Source organism: Coriobacteriia bacterium (genome assembly GCA_013336165.1).
Taxonomy (GTDB): domain Bacteria; phylum Actinomycetota; class Coriobacteriia; order Anaerosomatales; family JAAXUF01; genus JAAXUF01.
In genome coordinates, this window is record JAAXUF010000003.1 from 172,648 (window position 1) to 191,668 (window position 19,021).

Genomic DNA, 19,021 nt, shown 5'->3' on the forward strand with positions numbered 1-19,021 from the left:
CCTCAACTCTGTCGGTTGATAAAGAAATCCCCCATTGAGGCCAATAAATCACGCGCTTTGGACTTCGGGAGTTCGCGTTCGAGTTCCACTCTGGCGTTGAGGACCAGATCCTCGGCATATTTGTTTGCGAAATCGATCGATCCACTGCGCTGCATGATGGCGACCGCCTCGGCGAGAACGGCAGTATCAATCTCGCTGGCCGACAGGATCGTCAGCAGCCGTTCGCGCTGTGCCGAGTTCTGGATCGCATGGACAGCGACCAGAGTGCGCTTACCCTCGGTGATGTCGCTGCGGAAGTCCTTCTTGGTGGATTCTTTGGTGCCAACCAGGTTCAGCACGTCATCCTGAATCTGAAACGCAAGTCCGCACGCCATGCCGAAGGCGCGCAGGATCCTAGTCTGCGCCTCGGTGCCACAGCCGATGATCGAACCGATCGCCAGTGGGATCGCGCCCGAGTAGAACGCCGTCTTGTGATTCGCCATCAGTAGATAGTCATCGAGGGTGAGGTCGAATCGGTTGTCGCGTGCCCAGCCAATGTCGAGCGCCTGGCCCTCGATGGTCCGAGTGGTCATATCGATGAGCTCGGAAAGCACCCTGAGTTTGGTGGCGTCGTCGAGACCCTCATCGTGAACGACGCTGCCGGTCACGAGTGCGAGCGCAAGGTCACCCGCATTGATAGCCAGCGCCTCGCCCTCGCGAATATGCAGGCACGGTTCTCCTCGGCGGGTGGCCGAGGAGTCCTCGATGTCGTCGTGAATGAGCGCCGCGGTGTGGAAGTGCTCGATGGCAGCTGCGGCCGCACGCGCCTTGTCCGGATTCCCGCCGACGGCCTCGCAAGCGAGAAGACAGATGAGAGGGCGATGGCGCTTGCCCGCATTGGCGATATAGGCCGACAGCGGGCTATAGAGGTACCGCCCCATGTCGGGATGCGCACCTCCCGAGTAAAACGATGCGAGGTACTCATCGAACTTCTTTGAATTTCGCTTCAGGTAGAGCTCGAACCCGATCATGACCCTCCCAAGCTTGCGACAGATCGGCGGTGCAGGCAGCCGAGCAAACCGGTCGCCAAGGCGTAATCGTATCAGACGCAAGAACCGCCGTTCTCAATTGGAGGAAAATCCCCCCGAGCATCGCGACTTGGCGTTGTTTTCGCTACCGGACAGACGAGTGAACAAGGGGTGCCGGGATCAAGAAAGCCGTCGCAGATTGCGACGGCTTTCTGCGTCTTCTTGATGCGACGAGCGGTCTCAAGCTACGGCGTAATGATGATGTCGATCGTGGTGGTCTTATCGGCGTTCTCGGAGAGCGAACAGATGCCCTGCGAACTGCCCTTTGTGAGGCTCAGCAGATTGGCCGCGGCAGTCGCCGTACCGATGTCCTGGGAATCCACGGTCCAGCCGCTCGCCTTCAATCCGGCACCCATCCCGTTCAGGACGTCTTTGTAGGGGTCGCCGGTGCTGAGCGTGGCATTCCAAGACACCGCACCGGATGCAGTCTTCGTCGTGCCCGACGACAGAACCTTGGCCCCGGGCCATATCGGGACCCCGGAAGGGATGCCGGTCAGAGTGCCAACGACCGGTGCTCCGACCGCTGCCACCGTCGCCTCCTGAGACACGACCTTGGACCCTGGCGTCAACGCCGATTTGATGTTCGAGCAGCCGGCGAGCGGCAAGAGCAACACAGCCACCAAGCCGACAATGACTATCCGAGAACGCATCATCCAATACTCCCCACGACCCTGCAAACTTCCTTGTGGCATTCTGCGTACGCTCGGCAAGAGTGTCAACCAGCGATCCTCCCTCGGCCGTTTGCTGAACCACTTCGGGGGGCATCTTCTGGGCAGTAACTGCCTCCATCCGACGGGAGCCCACATAGATGCGCCCTGCCGATTCCGATGCCTCGACCCGCCCGCAGCGTCGGTCTCGTGCACCGCGTCGCACTTGGGTGCTGCTTGCGATCCTCCTCGCTGGGGTCCTCATAATGGGCGCGGCGTTCGTCGCCGTAGCACGCGCGACAGACGCTCCGTCGTTTTGCGCAACCTGCCATGAAATGAAGCCTTTCGTAGCCGCATGGGAGCACGGCACTCACAGTCAGACCGCCTGCGTCGAGTGCCACGTCGATCCGGGAATCGCGCGGCTCACTCATAAATTCGTGGCACTGGGCGAGGTCATTTCGCACCTGCGAGGCAACTACAGCTTCCCTCTAGCCACTCCGCCCAACGTACCCGACGCACGATGTGCGCGCTGTCACCCGTTGGTGACCGTGAGTATTCCGGGCTTCTCCCACGACGAGCATGAGCAGCGCGGGGCGTGCACGATGTGTCACATGAACGCAGGGCATGCGGTGACTACCGCGGATCTGGTTGCAGCGGGAATCTACAGTGGGCGCTCACTGCCGAGCACGGGTACTGCCGGAGCGACAAGCATTGACGGCGGCATGGCCGATCTGGCGGGACACATCACGGTCGCGTGTTCTCGCTGTCATGTGATGTCGAAGATCCCGTGCTCCTCATGCCATACAGCTTCCGCCGCCCACAAAGGCCGGCCGAAAGACTGCTCCCTTTGCCATGCACCCGGTTCGAAGTTCGTGTTCACCCACCCGGTCAATAGGACCGATTGCGCAACGTGTCACACCGCTCCGGCAAGCCACGTGACCCGGCCAACCAACTGCGCGATCTGCCACCAAGTGGGCGCGGCGTTTGTGTTCACGCACCCCACCGCCAGAACCGATTGCACTGCCTGCCACACGGCTCCCGCGAGCCACGCAGGTCGGTCGACTGACTGCGCGATCTGCCACGCGGTCGGGACGGCATTTGTGTTCATTCACCCGACCGGCAGGACTGATTGCGTCACGTGCCACCCGGCGCGCGCAAGTCACACTGGTCGCTCGACCGACTGTGCGGTCTGCCACAAAGTGGGGCCTGCTTGGGTGTTCACGCACCCATCGCGTGCCGACTGCGCCTCATGCCATGCGGCGCCCGCGAACCACTACGGAACCAGCTGCGTCTCGTGTCACACACCGAGTCGGCCATGGGCCTCCGCGACGTTCACACATGGCGCGATTCCGGGCGGAGAACACACGTACAGGAGTTTCGCGTGCGTGAACTGTCACCCGAACGGCTACTCGACATACACCTGCGCTGCATGTCACGACAGCGCGACCGGACCGAGCGAAGAAGACTAACGATGGCCGGCGCGTGGCTCAACTCACACATGGTAGCGGCGGTGGGATTCGAACCCACATAGGCTTTCGCCTAGAGGTTTTTAAGACCCCCTCCTGTGCCAATTCGGATACGCCGCCATGTGCGATTGCTCAAGCGAGGCCTTTAGTTCGCGGTGCCGCCATCGGCGATCCGCTACAGCCCGCTGTAGGTGTCAAGAAGTATGCCATATAGGATGTCATGCTCGCTCACCAACGTCGCGGCGAGTCCCGCGAGCGCCACCACCGTCTCGAGAATGAGCGCTCCGGCGACAATGACCGGCGCTCGCCCCGGATCCAGACCCACGACTCTGGCTCGCTCGGCAAGCGGCAGAGCTGCAAGCATCTCCAGCAGGTCTGCCAGATCCGACCCGCTTAGCGTCGAGAGGTGCACGCGCGCCGGATCGTAGACCGCGAGCCCCTGATGAATCGCCGAGAGCGTCGTCGCCGTGCCCGCAAGCGCCACCATGAGGCGCGGCCGCTCGCGAAGGGCGTCGAAGTACGGCCGCATCTGTTCCACAATCCAAGCCCGGGCATTCGCGATCTCGGCGGGTGTGGGTGGATCCGAGTGCAAGAACATCTCCGTGATCCGCTTGCTCCCCACATCCACAGATCGGGCGCTCGCAACCTCGGGCTCATTCACGCCATCGTCCGTCTCGCGCACGTGACCAAATACCAGCTCGGTCGACCCACCGCCGAGGTCCACGACCAGCAGGTCGTCCTCGGCGGGAAGCGTGGACGTCGCGCCGATGAACGCAAGACGCGCCTCGCGTTCGCCCGGGATGATCTCGGGAGTGACGCCGTTCTCGGCGAGGAGCGCGAGAAACTCTCCGCCGTTCTCGGCATCGCGGCTTGCGCTGGTCGCAAGCGCTGTCACGTGCTCGACGCCGAGTTCGCGCATGTTCGCCGAGTAGCGCGCGATCACGTCGGCGACGCGGCGCATGGCGGCGTCGGAAAGCCGCCTTGTCGCGGTAAGACCTTCTCCGAGGTGCGTGATGTCGGTGCTGCGCGCGACCTCGGCCACGCCGTCGTCACTCACGTCGGCCACGAGTAGTCGCGTCGTAACGGTTCCTATGTCGATTGCGCCGAGGCGCCGTGTGGTTGCCATCGTTCTACCCTCCCGCGGCCGCATCTGCGGCAAGCTTCCTGCATCGTGCATCCGGGCATACGTCATCTTCCATGGCGCCCAGTTCCGCCGAGCCGACCGGATCATCCACGCCCACCAGCGCAAGCGCCATGTGCGCGTGCAGACACTTCACGCCGAGCGGATCGCGCTGACCTGCAAGCCCGACGCTCTCGCATGCGTCCTCGCCGCCGGACTCCTGGACGCGCAGCGCGCGCACAGCCGCGTCCGCATCGCGCAGCGACTGCGCGAGCACGGGATCGTCAGCTGCGCGCGCCGCCCACTCGGCAGCGGCTCCCGCGGACTCTCGGGCGCTCGCAAACTCGGCAAGACACGGGCACGTCAGCCATGCGTACGTGGGGAACGGAGTGCCGTCGGCCAGACGCGAAGGCGAAACGATCGCGGTCGGGAATCCCCACGTGCAGCGCGCCGCCGTCCGCCATGGCTCGCGCGGCGCCCTGCCGACCTGAGCTGCTACCAGCAGTCGTTCGTCGGCGCTCACTCGACTCCGAACACAAGATCGAGAAACGCCGTCCACGGTCCGATGGGCTGCTCCGAGCCGGGTGCAACATCCGCGTCGGATGACTTTGCCGCCGAGGCGGTTGATGTGCCCGTGCTGCTGTCGACCACGATGACCGCATTCTCCCCCTGCATCACCATGCCCAGCTCTGATCGTGCGTACTCCTCGACCCCTGCGGTGGTCTCAAGGCTCGCGACCTGCGATTTGAGTCTGGCGTTTCGATCCTGCACCGCCTTGAGCTGAGCCTCCAGCTGCGCCTTCTCCCTCAGCTCGTGGTACTGCACTCTGGCCACCGGATAGTAGCTCGCAACGAACACAACCGCAATCAGGAGCGCAACGACCGGAATCGCCCAGCCGAAACGGCTTCCGGTGGACTTGCGGCCAGGCGCCGTCTTGCGCTTCTTGCGCACATCACGCACAGCGGCAGGAACGGGCGCACCACGACGTGCGGAAACGCTTGGGGTTTTTGGGGAGGCCGAAAACGACGCGGCGCGGGTTCCCCTCTTTTCGGGTACCCGACGTGCGTTCGCTGAAGCCCCTTGCTGCGTATTCTTCGGTGTCATACCCTCAGAGTCCAATATGCAGGCCAGCGATTGGGGACGGTCAAATCAACCGTACTTGGGCCAAATAGTAGCACACGCCAAAGGAGTCTGTCCTCATTCGGGGCATCCCCAGAAAGCTAGACTTGGCGTACGAAGATCAAGTCCGTGCTTCCGGATTCGACAGGCCCCCTGCCTGCGGTGATCGCGATCCACGACCCCAGTTCCGCCAGACCAGCCCCTAGCAGCATCTCCGCAGCGCTGTCGAAGAGCGCGTCGGTGTCTTTGGCAAAGGGAACGACCAGCGTGCGCACTCCCCACACGAGGCTGAGCCTGCAGGCGACTTGGGCGGAGGGCGTGACGGCGATGATGGGGGATGCCGGGCGGTGTTGCGAGACCGCAAGCGCCGTGGCACCCGAGCGGGTGACGGTCACGATCGCGGCGAGGCGCAGGTCGGCGGCGAGACTGCAGACCGCCGCGCTGACCGCCTGCTGCACACTCGCGCTGCGCTCGGCGGGACTCTCCTGCGGCGTAACGACGATGTCGGCCTCGGCCGTGGCGGCGATGCGCGCCATCGTCTGAACCGCTTCGGCGGGATAGCGACCGACGGCCGTCTCGGCGGAGAGCATGCACGCGTCGACGCGTTGGAAGATCGCGTTGGCAACGTCGCTGGCCTCCGCGCGCGTGGGGCGCGCAGCTGAGGTCATCGACTCCAGCATCTGAGTGGCGACGATCACCGGCTTGCCTGCTGCCCGGGCTGCGGCGATGATGCGCCGCTGAATGACCGGGACCTCCTCGGGTGAAGTTTCCACGCCGAGGTCACCGCGCGCGACCATGACCGCATCGGCCGCCGAGACGATTCCCGCGATCACCGGAACGGCCTCGTGCTTCTCGATCTTGGCAATGATGGGGATCGCACGACCGGGTGGCATCAGGGCGCGCATCGCGTCAACATCGGCGGCGCAGCGCACGAACGACTGGCCGATGAAGTCGACGCCCACATGCAGCGCCCACTCCAGCACGGCGCGGTCCCGAGGCGTGATAGCTTCCGCGCCGAGGGTGACACCGGGAACGTTGACGCCCTTCCCGCTTGAGATCGGCCCGCCGCTTACCACTCGGGTGATGACGTCGCGGCCCGTGACACCGGTGACGACGAGCTCGATGCGGCCGTCGTCGAACAGCACGCGGTCTCCGACCGTGACGTCCGCAGCCAGTCCCGGGTAGGTGAGGAAAGCGCCGCGCGCGTCGCCGACCGCATCGTCTGGGGGTGCCTCCGCAAGCAGCGTGAACGGCTCCCCCGCCGCAAGCGTGGTGCCCTCGGCGATCGGGCCGAGGCGCAGCTTGGCTCCGGGAAGATCGACCAGCACACCGATCTCGCGGCCGATACGCCGGGCCGTCTCGCGCACCGCCGCATACCGCGCGGCGAGTTCATCGGCAGTGCCATGCGCGGCGTTGAGCCGCACAACGTCGACGCCCGCGGCCAGAACCGCCTCAAGTACTCCGGGCGCATCGGTAGCAGGCCCGACGGTGGCGATGATCTTCGTGCGACGCACACTCGCCTCCCGTCGGACCTGCAGTGAAGTTCGTTTCTACCTCAGGTTGTAGAACGCATTCATACCCAAGTACTCGGAGGAATCGTCGAGCTCCTCCTCGATACGGAGGAGCTGGTTGTACTTCGCAACGCGGTCGCTCCTCGCAGGCGCGCCGGTCTTGATCTGGCCGGCATTCACGGCAACGGCGAGGTCGGCAATGGTGGTGTCCTCGGTCTCGCCCGAGCGGTGCGAGATGACGCACGTGTAGCCGGCCTGCTTGGCCATCTCGATGGTATCGAGCGTCTCGGTGAGCGAGCCGATCTGGTTGAGCTTGACGAGTATCGAGTTGGCCACGCCCAGCGCGATGCCCTTACGCAGGCGCTCGGTGTTGGTCACGAACAGATCGTCGCCCACGAGCTGGATGCGCTTGCCCAAGCGATCGGTGAGCAGCTTCCAGCCGTCCCAATCGTCCTCGGCCATGCCGTCCTCGATCGAGATGATCGGGTAGCGGTCAACAAGGCCTTCCCAGAAGTCGACCATCTCTGCGGACGTGAGCTCGCGGCCTTCGCCTGCAAGCATGTAGACACCGCGCTCGGCGTCGAAGAACTCGGTGGACGCGGGATCGAGCGCGAAGCGGATCTGCTCGCCGGGCGTGTAACCGGCTGCCAGGCACGCCTCGACGATGAGCTGTAGCGCCTCTTCGTTGCTGGCCAGGTCGGGCGCAAAACCGCCCTCGTCACCAACGCCGGTGGCCAGACCGCGCTTCTTCAGTACGCCTTTGAGCGTGTGGTAGATCTCGGCACACCAGCGAAGGCCCTCGGCGAACGTCGAGGCGCCGACCGGCATGATCATGAACTCCTGCAGGTCGACGTTGTTGTCGGCATGCGCGCCGCCGTTGAGAATGTTCATCATCGGCACTGGCAGCACGTGAGCGTTCGCCCCGCCGATGTAGCTGTAGAACGTGAGCTCGGTGGACTCCGCTGCCGCACGTGCCACGGCAAGCGACACGCCGAGGATGGCATTGGCGCCCATGGCACCCTTGTTCGCCGTGCCGTCCATGTCGATCATCGCCGCGTCGATCATGCGCTGGTCCGTGGCGTCCAGACCGAGGATCTCGTCGGCGAGCGGGCCGTTGACGTTGTCAACCGCGGCGCGCACGCCCTTGCCCAGGTAGCGCGCTGACTCGGCGTCGCGAAGCTCGACGGCCTCGAAAGCGCCGGTCGAGGCGCCGGACGGTACCGCAGCGCGGCCGAAGGAGCCGTCGTCGAGGACGACTTCGACCTCAACCGTGGGGTTGCCCCGTGAATCGAGGATCTCGCGAGCGTATACGTCGGTGATGATGCTCATGCTTCTGCTACCCCTTCTCTTCGCGCTTGGCCAGTTGCCACAGCGCTTCCTGTTCTTCAAGCGAGAGCTCGGCGACATCGCGTCCTTGTGCAGCCGCCGCGCTCTCCATCGCCGACCAGCGTGAGCGGAACTTGTCGCACGTCCCCCTCAGCGCCGTTTCGGCGTCGATACCCTGTTTGCGCGCGAGGTTCACGACCGAGAACAACACGTCGCCGATCTCGTCGGCTGCCTCGGGGCTACCCGGCTCGGTCGCCTTGAGTTCGTCGATCTCCTCGTGCACCTTCGCCCACACACCGTCGAGAGTATCCCATTCGAACCCCGCCGAGACAGCCTTGCGCGAAATCGCCTCTGCGAGCATGAGCGCCGGGAGCGCATGCGGGACGGTGTCGAGCAGACCCTGGCGCTTCTCGGCGCGCTCGGCGGACTTGATGCGGTCCCAGTTCGCGAGCACTTCCGAAGGCGTGTCCGCAGCGGCATCGGCAAAAATGTGGGGATGGCGCCGCACGATCTTCTCGGCGATGGAAGCGACGACATCGTCGATGGTGAACTCGCCTGCGTCGGCTGCGATCTGCGCGTGCAGCGCCACCTGGAGCAAGACGTCGCCCAGCTCCTCGCGAAGCTCACGAACGTCGTCGGTCTCGATGGCGTGAACAGCCTCGTAGGCCTCCTCGACCATGTTCTTGGCGATGGAACGGTGGGTCTGCTCGCGGTCCCAGGGACACCCGTCGGGCGCACGCAGCACCGCGATCAGTTTCACAAAATCGTCGAACCCGTGGCTCACGTTCCCCCCAGCCTGTGGTGCCCGGCGCGGCGCTATTGGGCGGTCGCTGTCGTTGATGAGCTGGCCTTCTCGGCCGCCGCTTTGAGCTCGGCGTCGACGATCTCGATCGTGGCCTTCTTGCGCAACCCTGCGAGGAAGTTCTGGTAGGCGTCCGTGCGCCGCTGCGCGAGGATCGTCTGCTCTATCTGGGTGCGAACCGCGGAGAGCGGCTGCTGGCTTGCCTCACGAGTATCGGTCACCAGGATGATGTGCCATCCGTACGGCGATTCGACCAAACCGGACATCTGCCCCTTGCCGAGCTTGTCGAGTCCTGCCTGGAACTCGGTCACGTAGGGCGCCGTGGGCCAGCCAAGATCGCCGCCGTTAACCGCACTCGCAGTGTCTATCGAGTACTGCTTTGCCAGAGCCGCAAAGTCCCCGCCCGCCTTGAGCTGCGCCAAGATCTTCTCGGCAGTGGCTTTGTCTTCCGGCTTGAAGAGGATGTGCGAGGCTCGCTTGGCGGCCTTCTGGTAGTAGTCGGTCTTGTGCTTGTCGTAGTAGTCTTGGACCTCGACGTCGGAAACGTTCGTGCCCGGTGACAGCGAGTCGATGAGCTTCTGCGTGGTCAGCTGGCTTTCGATCTTTGCTTTGAGAGTTGCCAGCGTGAAGCCTGCGCTCTTGAGCGCGGCATCAAACTGCGTCGGATCGGAAAAACCGCTCTTGAGCTGGTCGAGTTGTGCCTGGACCTCGTCGGCTGATACGGTGATCTTGGCGTCCTTCGCAGCCTTCGCAAGCAGGATCTCGTCGATCATGCTGTCCAGAAGCGTCTGCCGGTATTCGAGCGTGACAGTGGCGGAATCGGTGCCGCTGAACATATCCGGATACTGTTTCTTGAGCTGGTCGAGCTGGGTGTTGAGTTCGGTCTCGGTGACGACCTGCCCATCAACCCTAGCGGCGACGTCGGACTCGGCAGACTTGCATCCCGCCAGTCCGAGGGCACCGAGCAGCAGCCCGCAGACAGCCAGCGCACAGACAAAACGGGTGGACTTCACTGTCGGAGTCCTCCTGACATGGTTGATGAGTTCACGAAAGTATAGCATCCAGCATGCCGAGAGCCCCCGCCGTCACAGACTCTCCATAGCCCAGGGGCATCGCAAGTTTGCGCTCCCGCTCGATCCACACGGCTCCGCGTTTGGCGAGTTGGCCGCGCGTCTCGTCGGAAAGCGTCAGCGGAGCGATGGTAAGACGCCGCCGCACGACCGCGATGTTCGTCGCCCCCGCGTCTGCGGCAAGCGCCTTGATGCGCGAGATATCGACGAGGTTCCTGGTCGGTTCCGGCAGCACGCCGTAGCGCTCGGCCAGCTCCGTCGCAACGGCGTCGACCGCCTCGATCGAGGGCGATCCGGCGAGGCGGCGATAGTAGCGCACACGTTCGTCGGCAGCTTCCACGAACGCCTCGGGGATGAATGCAGAAATCGGCAGGTCCACGCGGATGTCAGGATGCGCCGAGACGGGTTCGCCGCGCGCTTCGGAGACCGCGTCGGCGAGCATGGACGCGAACAGGTCGAAGCCGACCGCCGAGAGCTGGCCGGACTGCTCGGCGCCCAGAAGCGAGCCTGCGCCGCGGATCTCGAGGTCGCGCATGGCGATCTTGATGCCGCTGCCAAGCTCGGTGTTCTCGCCGATGGCTGTCAGACGCTCGATCGCAGTCTCGGTAAGCGCTGCCGTGCGGGGGAAGAGGAAGTACGCGTACGCCTTGACATGACTGCGGCCTACGCGGCCCTTGAGCTGGTAGAGCTGCGCCAAGCCGAGGCGCTGGCTGTCCTCGATGATGAGCGTGTTGGTGTGTGGGTTGTCGATGCCCGACTCGATGATGGTCGTCGCGACAAGCACGTCGATCTCGTTGGCGGAAAACGCCTCCATGACGCGCTCGAGCTCGCGCTCCGACATCTGCCCGTGCGCCACGCCGATACGCGCTTCGGGGGCCGCCGTCAGCACGCGCCGCACAGCGTCGTCGATGGTCTTGACGCGGTTCGAGACGTAGTAGACCTGCCCGCCGCGCTCCAATTCGCGCCGCACCGCTCCCGACACGACGTCCTCGTCCCACTCGCCCACATGCACGTTGACCGGAAACCTGTTTGCCGGCGGCGTATCGATGACGCTCATGTCGCGAACGCCCGAGAGCGACATCTGCAGCGTGCGCGGAATGGGCGTTGCCGAGAGCGCCAGCACGTCGATCTGCTCGCGCAGGTTCTTGATGTGCTCCTTGTGTTCGACGCCAAACCGCTGTTCCTCGTCGATGATGACGAGTCCTAGGTCCCGAGGCGCGACGTCGCGGGACAGCAGCCTGTGCGTCCCCACGATCACATCCACCGGGCCCGCAGCAAACCCCTCAAGGGCGACCTGCTGCTGCGCATCACTGCGGAAACGCGAGAGAACCTCGACCCTCACGCCGAACGGCGCGAATCGCTCGGAAAGGTTGGTGAAGTGCTGCTGCGCCAAAATCGTCGTCGGGCACAGAACCATGACTTGCTTGCCGTCCTGCGTGGCCTTGAACGCCGCCCGGATGGCGACCTCGGTCTTGCCGTAGCCCACGTCGCCGCAGATCAAACGGTCCATCGGCTTGTCGGACTCCATGTCGGCTTTCACGTCGGCGATGGCAGCGAGCTGGTCGGGCGTCTCCTCGTACGGGAACGCGGCTTCCATCTCGCACTGCCACGTCGTGTCCGCACTGTAAGCGTAGCCGGTGACGGTGGAGCGGCGTGCGTACAGGTCGACCAGATCGAACGCGAGCTTGCGAGCGGCGACGCGGGCACGGCCGGTCGAACGCGTCCAGTCGGCGGTGTTCAGGCGTGTGACCTTGGGGGCACTACCGTCCGGGCCCACGTACTTGGTGATGCGGTCGATCTGCTCGACCGGCACGTAGAGCTTGTCGCCCTTGGCGTACTCGAGCAGCAGGTAATCGTGCTCCTGGCCGAGAACCTCCTGGCGCACCATCTCGCTGAACAGCGCGATGCCGTGCGTGGCGTGGACGACGTAGTCGCCGGGCGAGAACGAGAACGTGAACTGCGTGGGGTCGATCTGCCTGCGCGCTCGGCGTGTGGCAGACCTCGGGTGGATGTCGTCGACCGAGATCACCGCGACGTGCGCCTCGGCAACGACGTAGCCTGCGGGAACGTCCGCATCGCTCAGGTCGATCCGGGTGCGGGAAAGCGGCTGGGAGTCGTGAGCACCTTCGGCGTCCGCATGCTCCGCATGGTCGCGCTCGACCGACACAGCGAGGCCGGCTTCGACCAGCGTATCGCGCAGACGACCGCGCACCCGGCGGTCGGGAACGGCGATCGCAACCGCGTAGCCGGCCGACAGAAGCGAGCGCACGCCGCCGACGAATCTCTCTTCGCCGCCGGAGACCTCGGGACGCCGTGCCGAGAACTGCGCGTCGACCCCGGCGCCAGCGCGGTGCAGCGAAAGCAGCGTCAGGCGCTGGCGGGCGCCAAAGTCGAGCTGCGCGGGTGGGATATAGAGTCCTGAGAGCGAAACGCCCGCCGCCTTCGCGAGCGGCTCAAGCTCCTCGGTGCGGCGCACGGTGTCGTCGAAGAGCGAACGCGGCTCAGCCACGACGACGAGCGTGTCGGAACCGAGATACTCGGTAGGCATCCCGACCCGCTTGTAGAACAGCGGCAGGTACTTCTCGATGCCGTTGAAGTAGACGCCCTGGCGGATGCGCTCCAGATCGTGCGCCGACTCCGGGTCGCGGCGGGCCTTCTCGGCCAGGGTCTTCTCGGCGAACTCGGCGGCACGGGAGGAAAGCGCCATCTCGCGGCAGGGGTGGATGTGCGCGGGTTCGGCGGTGCCGATGGTCTGGCCGGTTGAAGGCACATAGCGGCGCAGCGTCTCAATCTCGTCGCCAAAGAGCTCGGCGCGCACAGGAGCGCTCTCGTCGGCGCCGAAGACATCCAGCACACCTCCGCGCACCGCAAACTGCCCGGGTTCCTCGGCGGTCTCGACGCGCTCGTAGCCCATGCGGGCAAGCTGCGAGGCAGCCTCCTTGAGGTCAAGCACCGCACCTTGCGCCAGCGCGAGCGGCTCGAAGACGTGGCTTCCTTGCGGCGGCACCGCGCGCAGAAACGCCCGCGCCGAGGCCACCACGATGACGGGCGAGTTCTTGTCGAGCGCGTAGAGCGCACGTGAGCGGGCACCCACCTCGGCGAGGGCGGGAGCATGGTCGCTCCACGGCAGGTCAGTGCGATCGGGGTAGCGCAGCACGCGCTCCTGGCCGAGAAGCGCGGCCGCCTGACGCCAGAACCTCTCGGCGTTCTCTTCGCCCGACATCACGACAAGCACCGGCCGAGGCGCAGCCGAGTAGATCGCCGAGACGAGCGCGGGACGCACGAGACCGGGTGCGGCGAGCGCGGCGTCGGCGCCCTCGCTCAGAAGTCCGGTGACGGTGGCGTAGGGTTTGGCGGTGGCAAACGACGCTGCGAGGCGGTCGATGAGCATGGGGCAATGGCTCCTTTGCGGTGCGAACAGCACGAAAGCCCGCTTCGGCGCATGCCGGGCGGGACACGCAAGCCTAGACCCGCATGCGGGACGTGGTCAAGTGGAACTGTCCCCCATCCACTGCGTTACACTTCTCCAATGACAGATGAACCCCGAAAAGACATCGACATCGACCTCGAAACCTGCGGGGCAGACGCATGCGCCCCAACACCGAACGTGGTCAAGCTCGGTACGTTCGGCTCACTTCGGTACCACGATTTCAGGTTGTTCTTGACAGGTACCCTGCTCAGCAACATCGGTTCGTGGATGCAGAGTTACGCCCTCGGCATCGTGGTGTTCTCTTTTCGCCAATCGGAGTTCGACCTCGGTTTGGTCGGCTTTCTCTCCGGCATCCCGATTCTTCTCCTGTCTTTGCCTGCCGGTGTGCTCGCCGACCGCGTTGACTCACGCCGAATGCTCATCTGGATGCAAGCCGTCCTGCTCGGCCAGGCAGCTACCCTCGGTGTGCTCTACAAGACGGGCGTCGTGAGCTCATCCAATCCGCTGGCCTCGCTTCTATGGGTTGCCTCTCTTGGATTGTTTGGCGGCATCTTTGTTGCATTCCAGGGGCCGGCATTCCAGTCGATGCTGCCGAATCTTATTCCGCGTCGGTTTCTCATGAACGGCATCGCTCTGAACTCGGCACAGCTTCAGAGCTCGCGCCTGTTTGGTCCGCTCATCGCGGCAGGGCTCGTTCTTGCGGGCGCTGGCATGGCAGGGGTCTTCTTCGCCAACGCAGTGAGCTTCCTCTTCGTCATCGCCGCACTCTCCGCTATCCGCCCATGCCTCGAGGCGGAGGCCCGGAGTACTGGACTCAAGCGGACACACGAGCAAGCCTGGCAGGCACTCACGGCGGGCATCCGCTATGCCAAAGCAGACGGTGCGGTCGGAGTACTCCTCATCAGCACCGCACTGGTGACCCTCTGCGGCTTCCCCTACATAACACTCCTGCCGGCGATCGTGAGCGAGACTCTCAATGCTTCGGTCGTCGCCTACCCCCGCTGGACGGCGTTCATCATGGCGGCCAACGGGTTCGGCGCTCTGGTGGGTGCCCTGGTCGTTGCGAGCCTGCCGGCCTCCCTACGCCGCGCGCGTATCATCCCCATCGCGGTACTCTCCTTCGGGGTGGTACTGATCTGCTTCGCTCTTTCCCGGTCGATCTGGCTGTCAATTCCCCTCTCCGCACTTGGAGGAATCGCTCTCATGGCGATCAACTCAATGACGAACACCTCGATTCAGGCGGCGGTGCCCGGCAAGCTCCGTGGGCGCGTTATGGCGTTGTTCGTCATGGCATTCATGGGGATCATGCCGGTCTCCAGCATCGTCTCCGGATCGCTCGGCCAGTTGGCCGGGCCTTCGACAGCGGTTTTGACCGGCGCTTTGCTCCTCCTCCTGTGGGGACTGACTCTGCTGACGCACCCGCAGTGGTTCGTGCATCACGCCGGATAGCCTCCGTTGCCGCGAACGGCTGCATCGATGGGGTATCTTCAGAAGAACGCACCCGCCCGAGAGGACTTGCGAGTGAAGACGACACATCTTGCCGAGCCCGTCCCCAACCTGCCGTCCGCCGAGCGTGAGCGGCTCGCGCCCATCTACGCCGAGCGCCTCGAGGCGGCGTACGGCGACCCCAAGCCGGCGCTGCACTACTCCAGCGCCTACCAGCTGCTGATCGCCGTGATCCTCTCGGCGCAGACCACCGACGACGGCGTGAACAAGGCGACGCCGGCGCTGTTCGCCCGCTACCCCACTCCGGCCGACCTCGCCGCAGCCGACCAGCTCGAGGTCGAGGAGTACGTCCACAGTCTCGGCTTCTACCACCAGAAGGCGAAAAACATCATCGCGACGTGTCGGATAATCGTCGCCGAGTTCGGCGGACAGGTTCCGGATACCATGGGAGCGCTCACGTCGCTGCCGGGCGTGGCGCGTAAGACCGCGAATATTGTGCTGGGCAACGCGTTCGGCAAGGTCGAAGGCATCGCCGTCGACACGCACGTCTTCCGCCTCGCGCACCGCTTTGGACTGACCACCGAGCACGACCAGGACAAGGTCGAACGCGATCTGATGGGCATCTTCCCGCGCGAACACTGGCACCGCGTAAACTACGACCTCATCACGCACGGCCGCGCGATCTGCACGGCAAAGCGCCCGGCATGCGGCGCTTGCTTCTTAAGCGACGTATGTCCGAGCGCTTTTGTGCCCGCGGGTTGGCGCGCGCAGGGCTAGAGTGCGGGAATCCGCTCCTAGCCTTCCGGCGCGATCTGCCGGACCTCCTTGACCTGGGCGTTTGCCAGAGGCGTGTAGGTGCCCGAGTACTCGACCAGATCGATCACGCAGTTCGACCCCACGGTGATGTTCCTTCCGCGCACCGTCTTGGCCGTCGTGATTTCGAGCCAGACGTCATCGCCTTCGATGGTATCGGCAGTCAAGCGCTTCTCGGCCCAGAAGGTGAATATCTGCGTGAAGCTCGAGAATCCGCTGCCGGGCTGGCGCACCACGATCCGCTCGCCACCCATCTCCTTCGCCGAGCAGGGGCCGTAAACCTTCAGGTCGATGACTCCGGCGTTGAGCAGCCCGGTGATCGTGAAGGCGCCTTCACCCGTCACGGACTCAGCCTCGCAGTCTCCGCCTGTCTTCAGGAAGCCCTTGATCTCGATCTGATGCGCAGCGATTCCACCGCCCACTGAGAGGTTGCCTTTGACGACAAGCCGGCCGATGCCAGCGCCGTCGCGCACGCTCGCATCGCCGTTCACGGTCATCTCGCCGGCCTGAACCTCACCGTTAAACGTTCCGCTTCCGTTCACCGTGATCGATTGCGCCACGACGCGTCCCTGGCTCGTCCCGGTCCCGTTGATCTTGAACGTGATGGCGTCGATATCTCCGTTCACCGTGCCGGCGCCGTTGATTGTCACGGCCCCGTACTTGCCGCTGGGTAGGCTGCCGTCGCCGTTGATCTTCATGTCGGCTCTCGCCGGGTCAGTCATTTCGAAAACCTCCTGTGGCCTTATGGTTGTAGGCGCTCATCAACGCGTGCGCGCTCTGAGCTGTTCCGCACACTCGCTCAGGTTCAGCCGCGCGATCACGCGCGCCGCGCGATCGCACCGCACCTCGGCTGAGGCAGAGACCAGCAGCGCCGTGGACAGTCCCATTCTTCTCACGAACAGGAGATCCGCGTCACGTCCCTCGAACTCGGGATAGTTGTCCTCAAGCGCGCCGAGAACGATGTTGCCCTCATCGATGCTCACCTGCCCCGTCCGAAGCAGTGTATCGAGCGCCGACAGCGACACGATCTCCCCAAACGCGAGCGGATGCTCGCCCGGGTGCACCGCCGAGAACAACTCCAGCGCCTCTGCCGAAACGAGTTTGCGCTCCCGTACCTCGGCTTCAGTCAGGCTCACCTCACCGAGGTTGGGGGCAACCGCCTCGGCGATCTCGTCGAGAGAAGCGTCCTCGTCCTTCATGTTCTTGATCTTCTCAATGCGCGCAAGCACTTTGTCCCGGGGGAAGAACGTCTCTTGCCCCGTGAACGTGGACTTGCGAATGAACCAGGCCTCGGGAATCAGGCCCTTGCGCTTCCAGCGGTAGAGTTGGCCGTAGCTGATGCCTGCCAGCTGCAGCAACTCCCGCTTCGAGATCAGCTCGTTGTCCATGCCGTTCACCTCCTAAGTGCGATCGGTGCGACGTGCGCCTCGCCTAGCCGACAGGTGGCGCTGGTGGTGCAGGTGGCGCTGGGGGCGCTGGTGGTGCAGGCGCTGCGCTCGGCGGAACCGGAGTCTGGACACCCTGTGCGAAGGGCTCCTCGGGAACTACTGCCATCGCCACGACGTAGAGGAAGAACCCTGCCCAGAAGCCCGTGAGCAGCGTGAGCGCCGCGTAGACAATGCGCACAAGCGTTGCATCCAGGCCCATGTACGTGCCGACACCTGCCATCACACCTGAGATGAGCCGATTGGTGCGCGAGCGGTACAGGCGCTTGCTGTTCGCTACCGCCGGCTGTGCCTGAGCGTTACGACGCGCGCGCACGATCAACAGCCCCCCGACAGCGATCAGGGCAAGCGGCCAGCCTATCCGGCTCAAGGCGTTGAACAATCCTTGCAGCGGGCCGAGCATCGGCGCCAGCAGAAGCTCAAGGATCAGCCACGCTCCCAGTATCACAAGCCCTACTCCCAGTATCACGGTCCATTCAGACCGGCGGTTCGAATTGCTCACGGTTGCCTCCTCTAGTAGGTTTCCACCGAGATCGAGCCCACGCCCGACTCGGTGTTAATGGTCCAGACCTTGCTCGCCGAGTCGTAGCCCGACGTCTTCCATGTGTTGCCGCTCTTCACGAAAGCGCCGTTGACCGAGGTGCTCGAAAGACCGTTCTGCGCCACGATCTTGGCTTGAACGCCGGCCGGCAACAGAATCTTCACCGAGGAAACGCCCGCTTTCAGGACCAGCGTCGACTCTTTCTGGCCATCCGGCACATCGCCGAGGCGCAGGGTCACACTGCTCACGCCGGTCTTCACAACCAGATTGCGCATTTTGACCTGAGAGAGATCCGCGTCAAGACTCGATGCGCCGGTCTCGAAGGTCGCGTCCCAGAGCACGTCTTGCGAGAGCTTGATGTCGGCCTTCGCGCCGGGCGATCCCGGGACGATAGTGATCGATGATCCCGACTGGCCGATCGCCGCAGCAACGACAGCATTCTCGCCGCTGCGCGTCACGCCGAAAGTCGGCGTCCCAAACGGGGACGTCCCCGTGGCCGAAATCAGACCGCTGCCACCTGTGATGTTGATCTCGCCGAGACCACCCTGCAGGTTCAGCGTCGCCGTCTTCACGCTAGTACCGGTGTCTGAGAACGAGAATGCTTCTCCGCCGCTTCGCACCAACGCGGGCCAGGTGTTGAGCCCACTCGTACCCGCCCATGCGGTTGAGACCGCGTAACCCAGAGCGATCCAGATCACGACGTGCGCGATCACGCGAAGCCATCCCTGATCGAGTCCCTTTGCCAGCAGGCGAATCCCGACCGAGACGATCAGAACCGGCCACAAAAGCAGCAACGTCCACCAGATGCCCCATGAAATGTAGCCGGTCGTATTACCCAGCAGCACCAGGCCAAAGAGCACGGAGCCGATGCCGTCAAAGATCGGTTCGTATCTCCATGTGCCAAAGCGTGCCGGAGAGAAGATCCGAACCAAGCCAATCGCGATGAACACGACGGGCCACAGTGTCCACCATGCAAGTCCCGGCACCAGCTGGCCGACAAGGAACATAACCCCGATCAGGATCAGAATCACGCCCGCCGAGATTCCGTTGCGCTTTGGATTTGACGGCGTCGGCGCCCCCGCGTTGTTGTTCACATACTCCCCGCTCATCTTCTGCCTCCCTCACGTATAAAACGAGTTGCGAGATGGACGATGCTTCGCTCGCTGGCGTCCATTCGTGCCGATACAACGTAACATCACATTGTTACGTTGTCAACGA

General features: G+C 64.2%; 17 protein-coding genes and 1 tRNA gene. 3 read left to right on the forward strand and 15 right to left on the reverse strand.

Going from position 1 to position 19,021, the window contains the following annotated elements; genetic code table 11:
- Positions 1-2: 2 nt before the first annotated feature.
- Both HGA39_03765 and HGA39_03770 read right to left on the reverse strand, forming a co-directional pair.
- Positions 3-1,010 (reverse strand): polyprenyl synthetase family protein, encoded by a 1,008-nt coding sequence (locus HGA39_03765; protein ID NTW28464.1) that lies wholly within the window; start codon positions 1,008-1,010, stop codon positions 3-5.
- A gap of 242 nt (positions 1,011-1,252) precedes the next feature.
- On the reverse strand, positions 1,253-1,717 hold the full coding sequence (locus tag HGA39_03770) for a hypothetical protein (GenBank protein ID NTW28465.1): 465 nt from the start codon (positions 1,715-1,717) through the stop codon (positions 1,253-1,255).
- A 158-nt stretch (positions 1,718-1,875) separates the two neighbouring features.
- Between HGA39_03770 and HGA39_03775 the strand changes: the two genes are divergently transcribed.
- Entirely contained in the window at positions 1,876-3,183 is a 1,308-nt protein-coding gene (locus HGA39_03775; protein NTW28466.1) for a hypothetical protein, read from the forward strand.
- A 30-nt stretch (positions 3,184-3,213) separates the two neighbouring features.
- Here the strand turns inward: HGA39_03775 and HGA39_03780 are convergent.
- From HGA39_03780 to mfd, 9 genes are all read right to left on the reverse strand, one after another.
- Positions 3,214-3,300: transfer RNA gene (locus tag HGA39_03780), tRNA-Leu, on the reverse strand.
- A 55-nt stretch (positions 3,301-3,355) separates the two neighbouring features.
- Positions 3,356-4,330 (reverse strand): Ppx/GppA family phosphatase, encoded by a 975-nt coding sequence (locus tag HGA39_03785; GenBank protein NTW28467.1) that lies wholly within the window; start codon positions 4,328-4,330, stop codon positions 3,356-3,358.
- On the reverse strand, positions 4,311-4,823 hold the full coding sequence (locus HGA39_03790) for a DUF501 domain-containing protein (protein ID NTW28468.1): 513 nt from the start codon (positions 4,821-4,823) through the stop codon (positions 4,311-4,313). The genes HGA39_03785 and HGA39_03790 overlap by 20 nt, the downstream gene beginning before the upstream one ends.
- Positions 4,820-5,251: a septum formation initiator family protein gene (locus tag HGA39_03795; protein ID NTW28469.1), complete on the reverse strand. Its 432-nt coding sequence runs from the start codon at positions 5,249-5,251 to the stop codon at positions 4,820-4,822. The genes HGA39_03790 and HGA39_03795 overlap by 4 nt, the downstream gene beginning before the upstream one ends.
- A gap of 269 nt (positions 5,252-5,520) precedes the next feature.
- On the reverse strand, positions 5,521-6,933 hold the full coding sequence (gene pyk / locus HGA39_03800; protein ID NTW28470.1) for a pyruvate kinase: 1,413 nt from the start codon (positions 6,931-6,933) through the stop codon (positions 5,521-5,523).
- Between the two features lie 36 nt (positions 6,934-6,969).
- Entirely contained in the window at positions 6,970-8,259 is a 1,290-nt protein-coding gene (gene eno, locus HGA39_03805) for a phosphopyruvate hydratase (protein NTW28471.1), read from the reverse strand.
- 7 nt (positions 8,260-8,266) lie between these two features.
- On the reverse strand, positions 8,267-9,076 hold the full coding sequence (gene mazG / locus HGA39_03810; GenBank protein NTW28472.1) for a nucleoside triphosphate pyrophosphohydrolase: 810 nt from the start codon (positions 9,074-9,076) through the stop codon (positions 8,267-8,269).
- Positions 9,073-10,071, reverse strand: coding sequence for a hypothetical protein (locus tag HGA39_03815; GenBank protein NTW28473.1), 999 nt, complete (start codon positions 10,069-10,071; stop codon positions 9,073-9,075). The genes mazG and HGA39_03815 overlap by 4 nt, the downstream gene beginning before the upstream one ends.
- Before the next feature lie 31 nt (positions 10,072-10,102).
- On the reverse strand, positions 10,103-13,519 hold the full coding sequence (mfd, locus tag HGA39_03820) for a transcription-repair coupling factor (protein NTW28474.1): 3,417 nt from the start codon (positions 13,517-13,519) through the stop codon (positions 10,103-10,105).
- Positions 13,520-13,657: 138 nt separating this feature from the next.
- Here mfd and HGA39_03825 point away from each other — a divergent pair, with 138 nt between their 5' ends.
- Both HGA39_03825 and nth read left to right on the forward strand, forming a co-directional pair.
- Positions 13,658-15,007, forward strand: coding sequence for an MFS transporter (locus HGA39_03825; protein ID NTW28475.1), 1,350 nt, complete (start codon positions 13,658-13,660; stop codon positions 15,005-15,007).
- A gap of 27 nt (positions 15,008-15,034) precedes the next feature.
- Complete coding sequence (gene nth / locus HGA39_03830; protein NTW28476.1) at positions 15,035-15,781, forward strand: endonuclease III; 747 nt, start codon at positions 15,035-15,037, stop codon at positions 15,779-15,781.
- A gap of 17 nt (positions 15,782-15,798) precedes the next feature.
- Here nth and HGA39_03835 read toward each other — a convergent pair whose 3' ends face one another.
- The 4 genes from HGA39_03835 to HGA39_03850 form a co-directional block, all read right to left on the reverse strand.
- Positions 15,799-16,539, reverse strand: a complete 741-nt coding sequence (locus HGA39_03835) for a polymer-forming cytoskeletal protein (protein ID NTW28477.1) — start codon at positions 16,537-16,539, stop codon at positions 15,799-15,801.
- A gap of 39 nt (positions 16,540-16,578) precedes the next feature.
- Positions 16,579-17,205: a YhbD family protein gene (locus tag HGA39_03840; GenBank protein ID NTW28478.1), complete on the reverse strand. Its 627-nt coding sequence runs from the start codon at positions 17,203-17,205 to the stop codon at positions 16,579-16,581.
- A 43-nt stretch (positions 17,206-17,248) separates the two neighbouring features.
- Positions 17,249-17,665 carry a PspC domain-containing protein gene (locus HGA39_03845; GenBank protein ID NTW28479.1) on the reverse strand — a complete coding sequence of 139 codons (417 nt, stop codon included), beginning with the start codon at positions 17,663-17,665 and terminating at the stop codon, positions 17,249-17,251.
- A gap of 110 nt (positions 17,666-17,775) precedes the next feature.
- The gene (locus HGA39_03850; protein NTW28480.1) at positions 17,776-18,912 is read right to left on the reverse strand and encodes a hypothetical protein; all 1,137 of its coding nucleotides are present in this window, start codon (positions 18,910-18,912) and stop codon (positions 17,776-17,778) included.
- Positions 18,913-19,021: the final 109 nt, after the last annotated feature.

Excerpts from the sequence above, each read along its gene's own strand:
- HGA39_03765 (NTW28464.1), bottom strand. The coding sequence starts at position 1,010 with ATGATCGGGTTCGAGCTCTACCTGAAGCGAAATTCAAAGAAGTTCGAT.
- HGA39_03770 (NTW28465.1), bottom strand. The coding sequence starts at position 1,717 with ATGCGTTCTCGGATAGTCATTGTCGGCTTGGTGGCTGTGTTGCTCTTG.
- HGA39_03775 (NTW28466.1), top strand. The coding sequence starts at position 1,876 with ATGCGCCCTGCCGATTCCGATGCCTCGACCCGCCCGCAGCGTCGGTCT.
- HGA39_03785 (NTW28467.1), bottom strand. The coding sequence starts at position 4,330 with ATGCGGCCGCGGGAGGGTAGAACGATGGCAACCACACGGCGCCTCGGC.
- eno (NTW28471.1), bottom strand. The coding sequence starts at position 8,259 with ATGAGCATCATCACCGACGTATACGCTCGCGAGATCCTCGATTCACGG.
- mfd (NTW28474.1), bottom strand. The coding sequence starts at position 13,519 with ATGCTCATCGACCGCCTCGCAGCGTCGTTTGCCACCGCCAAACCCTAC.
- HGA39_03825 (NTW28475.1), top strand. The coding sequence starts at position 13,658 with ATGACAGATGAACCCCGAAAAGACATCGACATCGACCTCGAAACCTGC.
- nth (NTW28476.1), top strand. The coding sequence starts at position 15,035 with ATGGGGTATCTTCAGAAGAACGCACCCGCCCGAGAGGACTTGCGAGTG.
- HGA39_03835 (NTW28477.1), bottom strand. The coding sequence starts at position 16,539 with ATGACTGACCCGGCGAGAGCCGACATGAAGATCAACGGCGACGGCAGC.
- HGA39_03840 (NTW28478.1), bottom strand. The coding sequence starts at position 17,205 with ATGGACAACGAGCTGATCTCGAAGCGGGAGTTGCTGCAGCTGGCAGGC.
- HGA39_03845 (NTW28479.1), bottom strand. The coding sequence starts at position 17,665 with ATGCTCGGCCCGCTGCAAGGATTGTTCAACGCCTTGAGCCGGATAGGC.
- HGA39_03850 (NTW28480.1), bottom strand. The coding sequence starts at position 18,912 with ATGAGCGGGGAGTATGTGAACAACAACGCGGGGGCGCCGACGCCGTCA.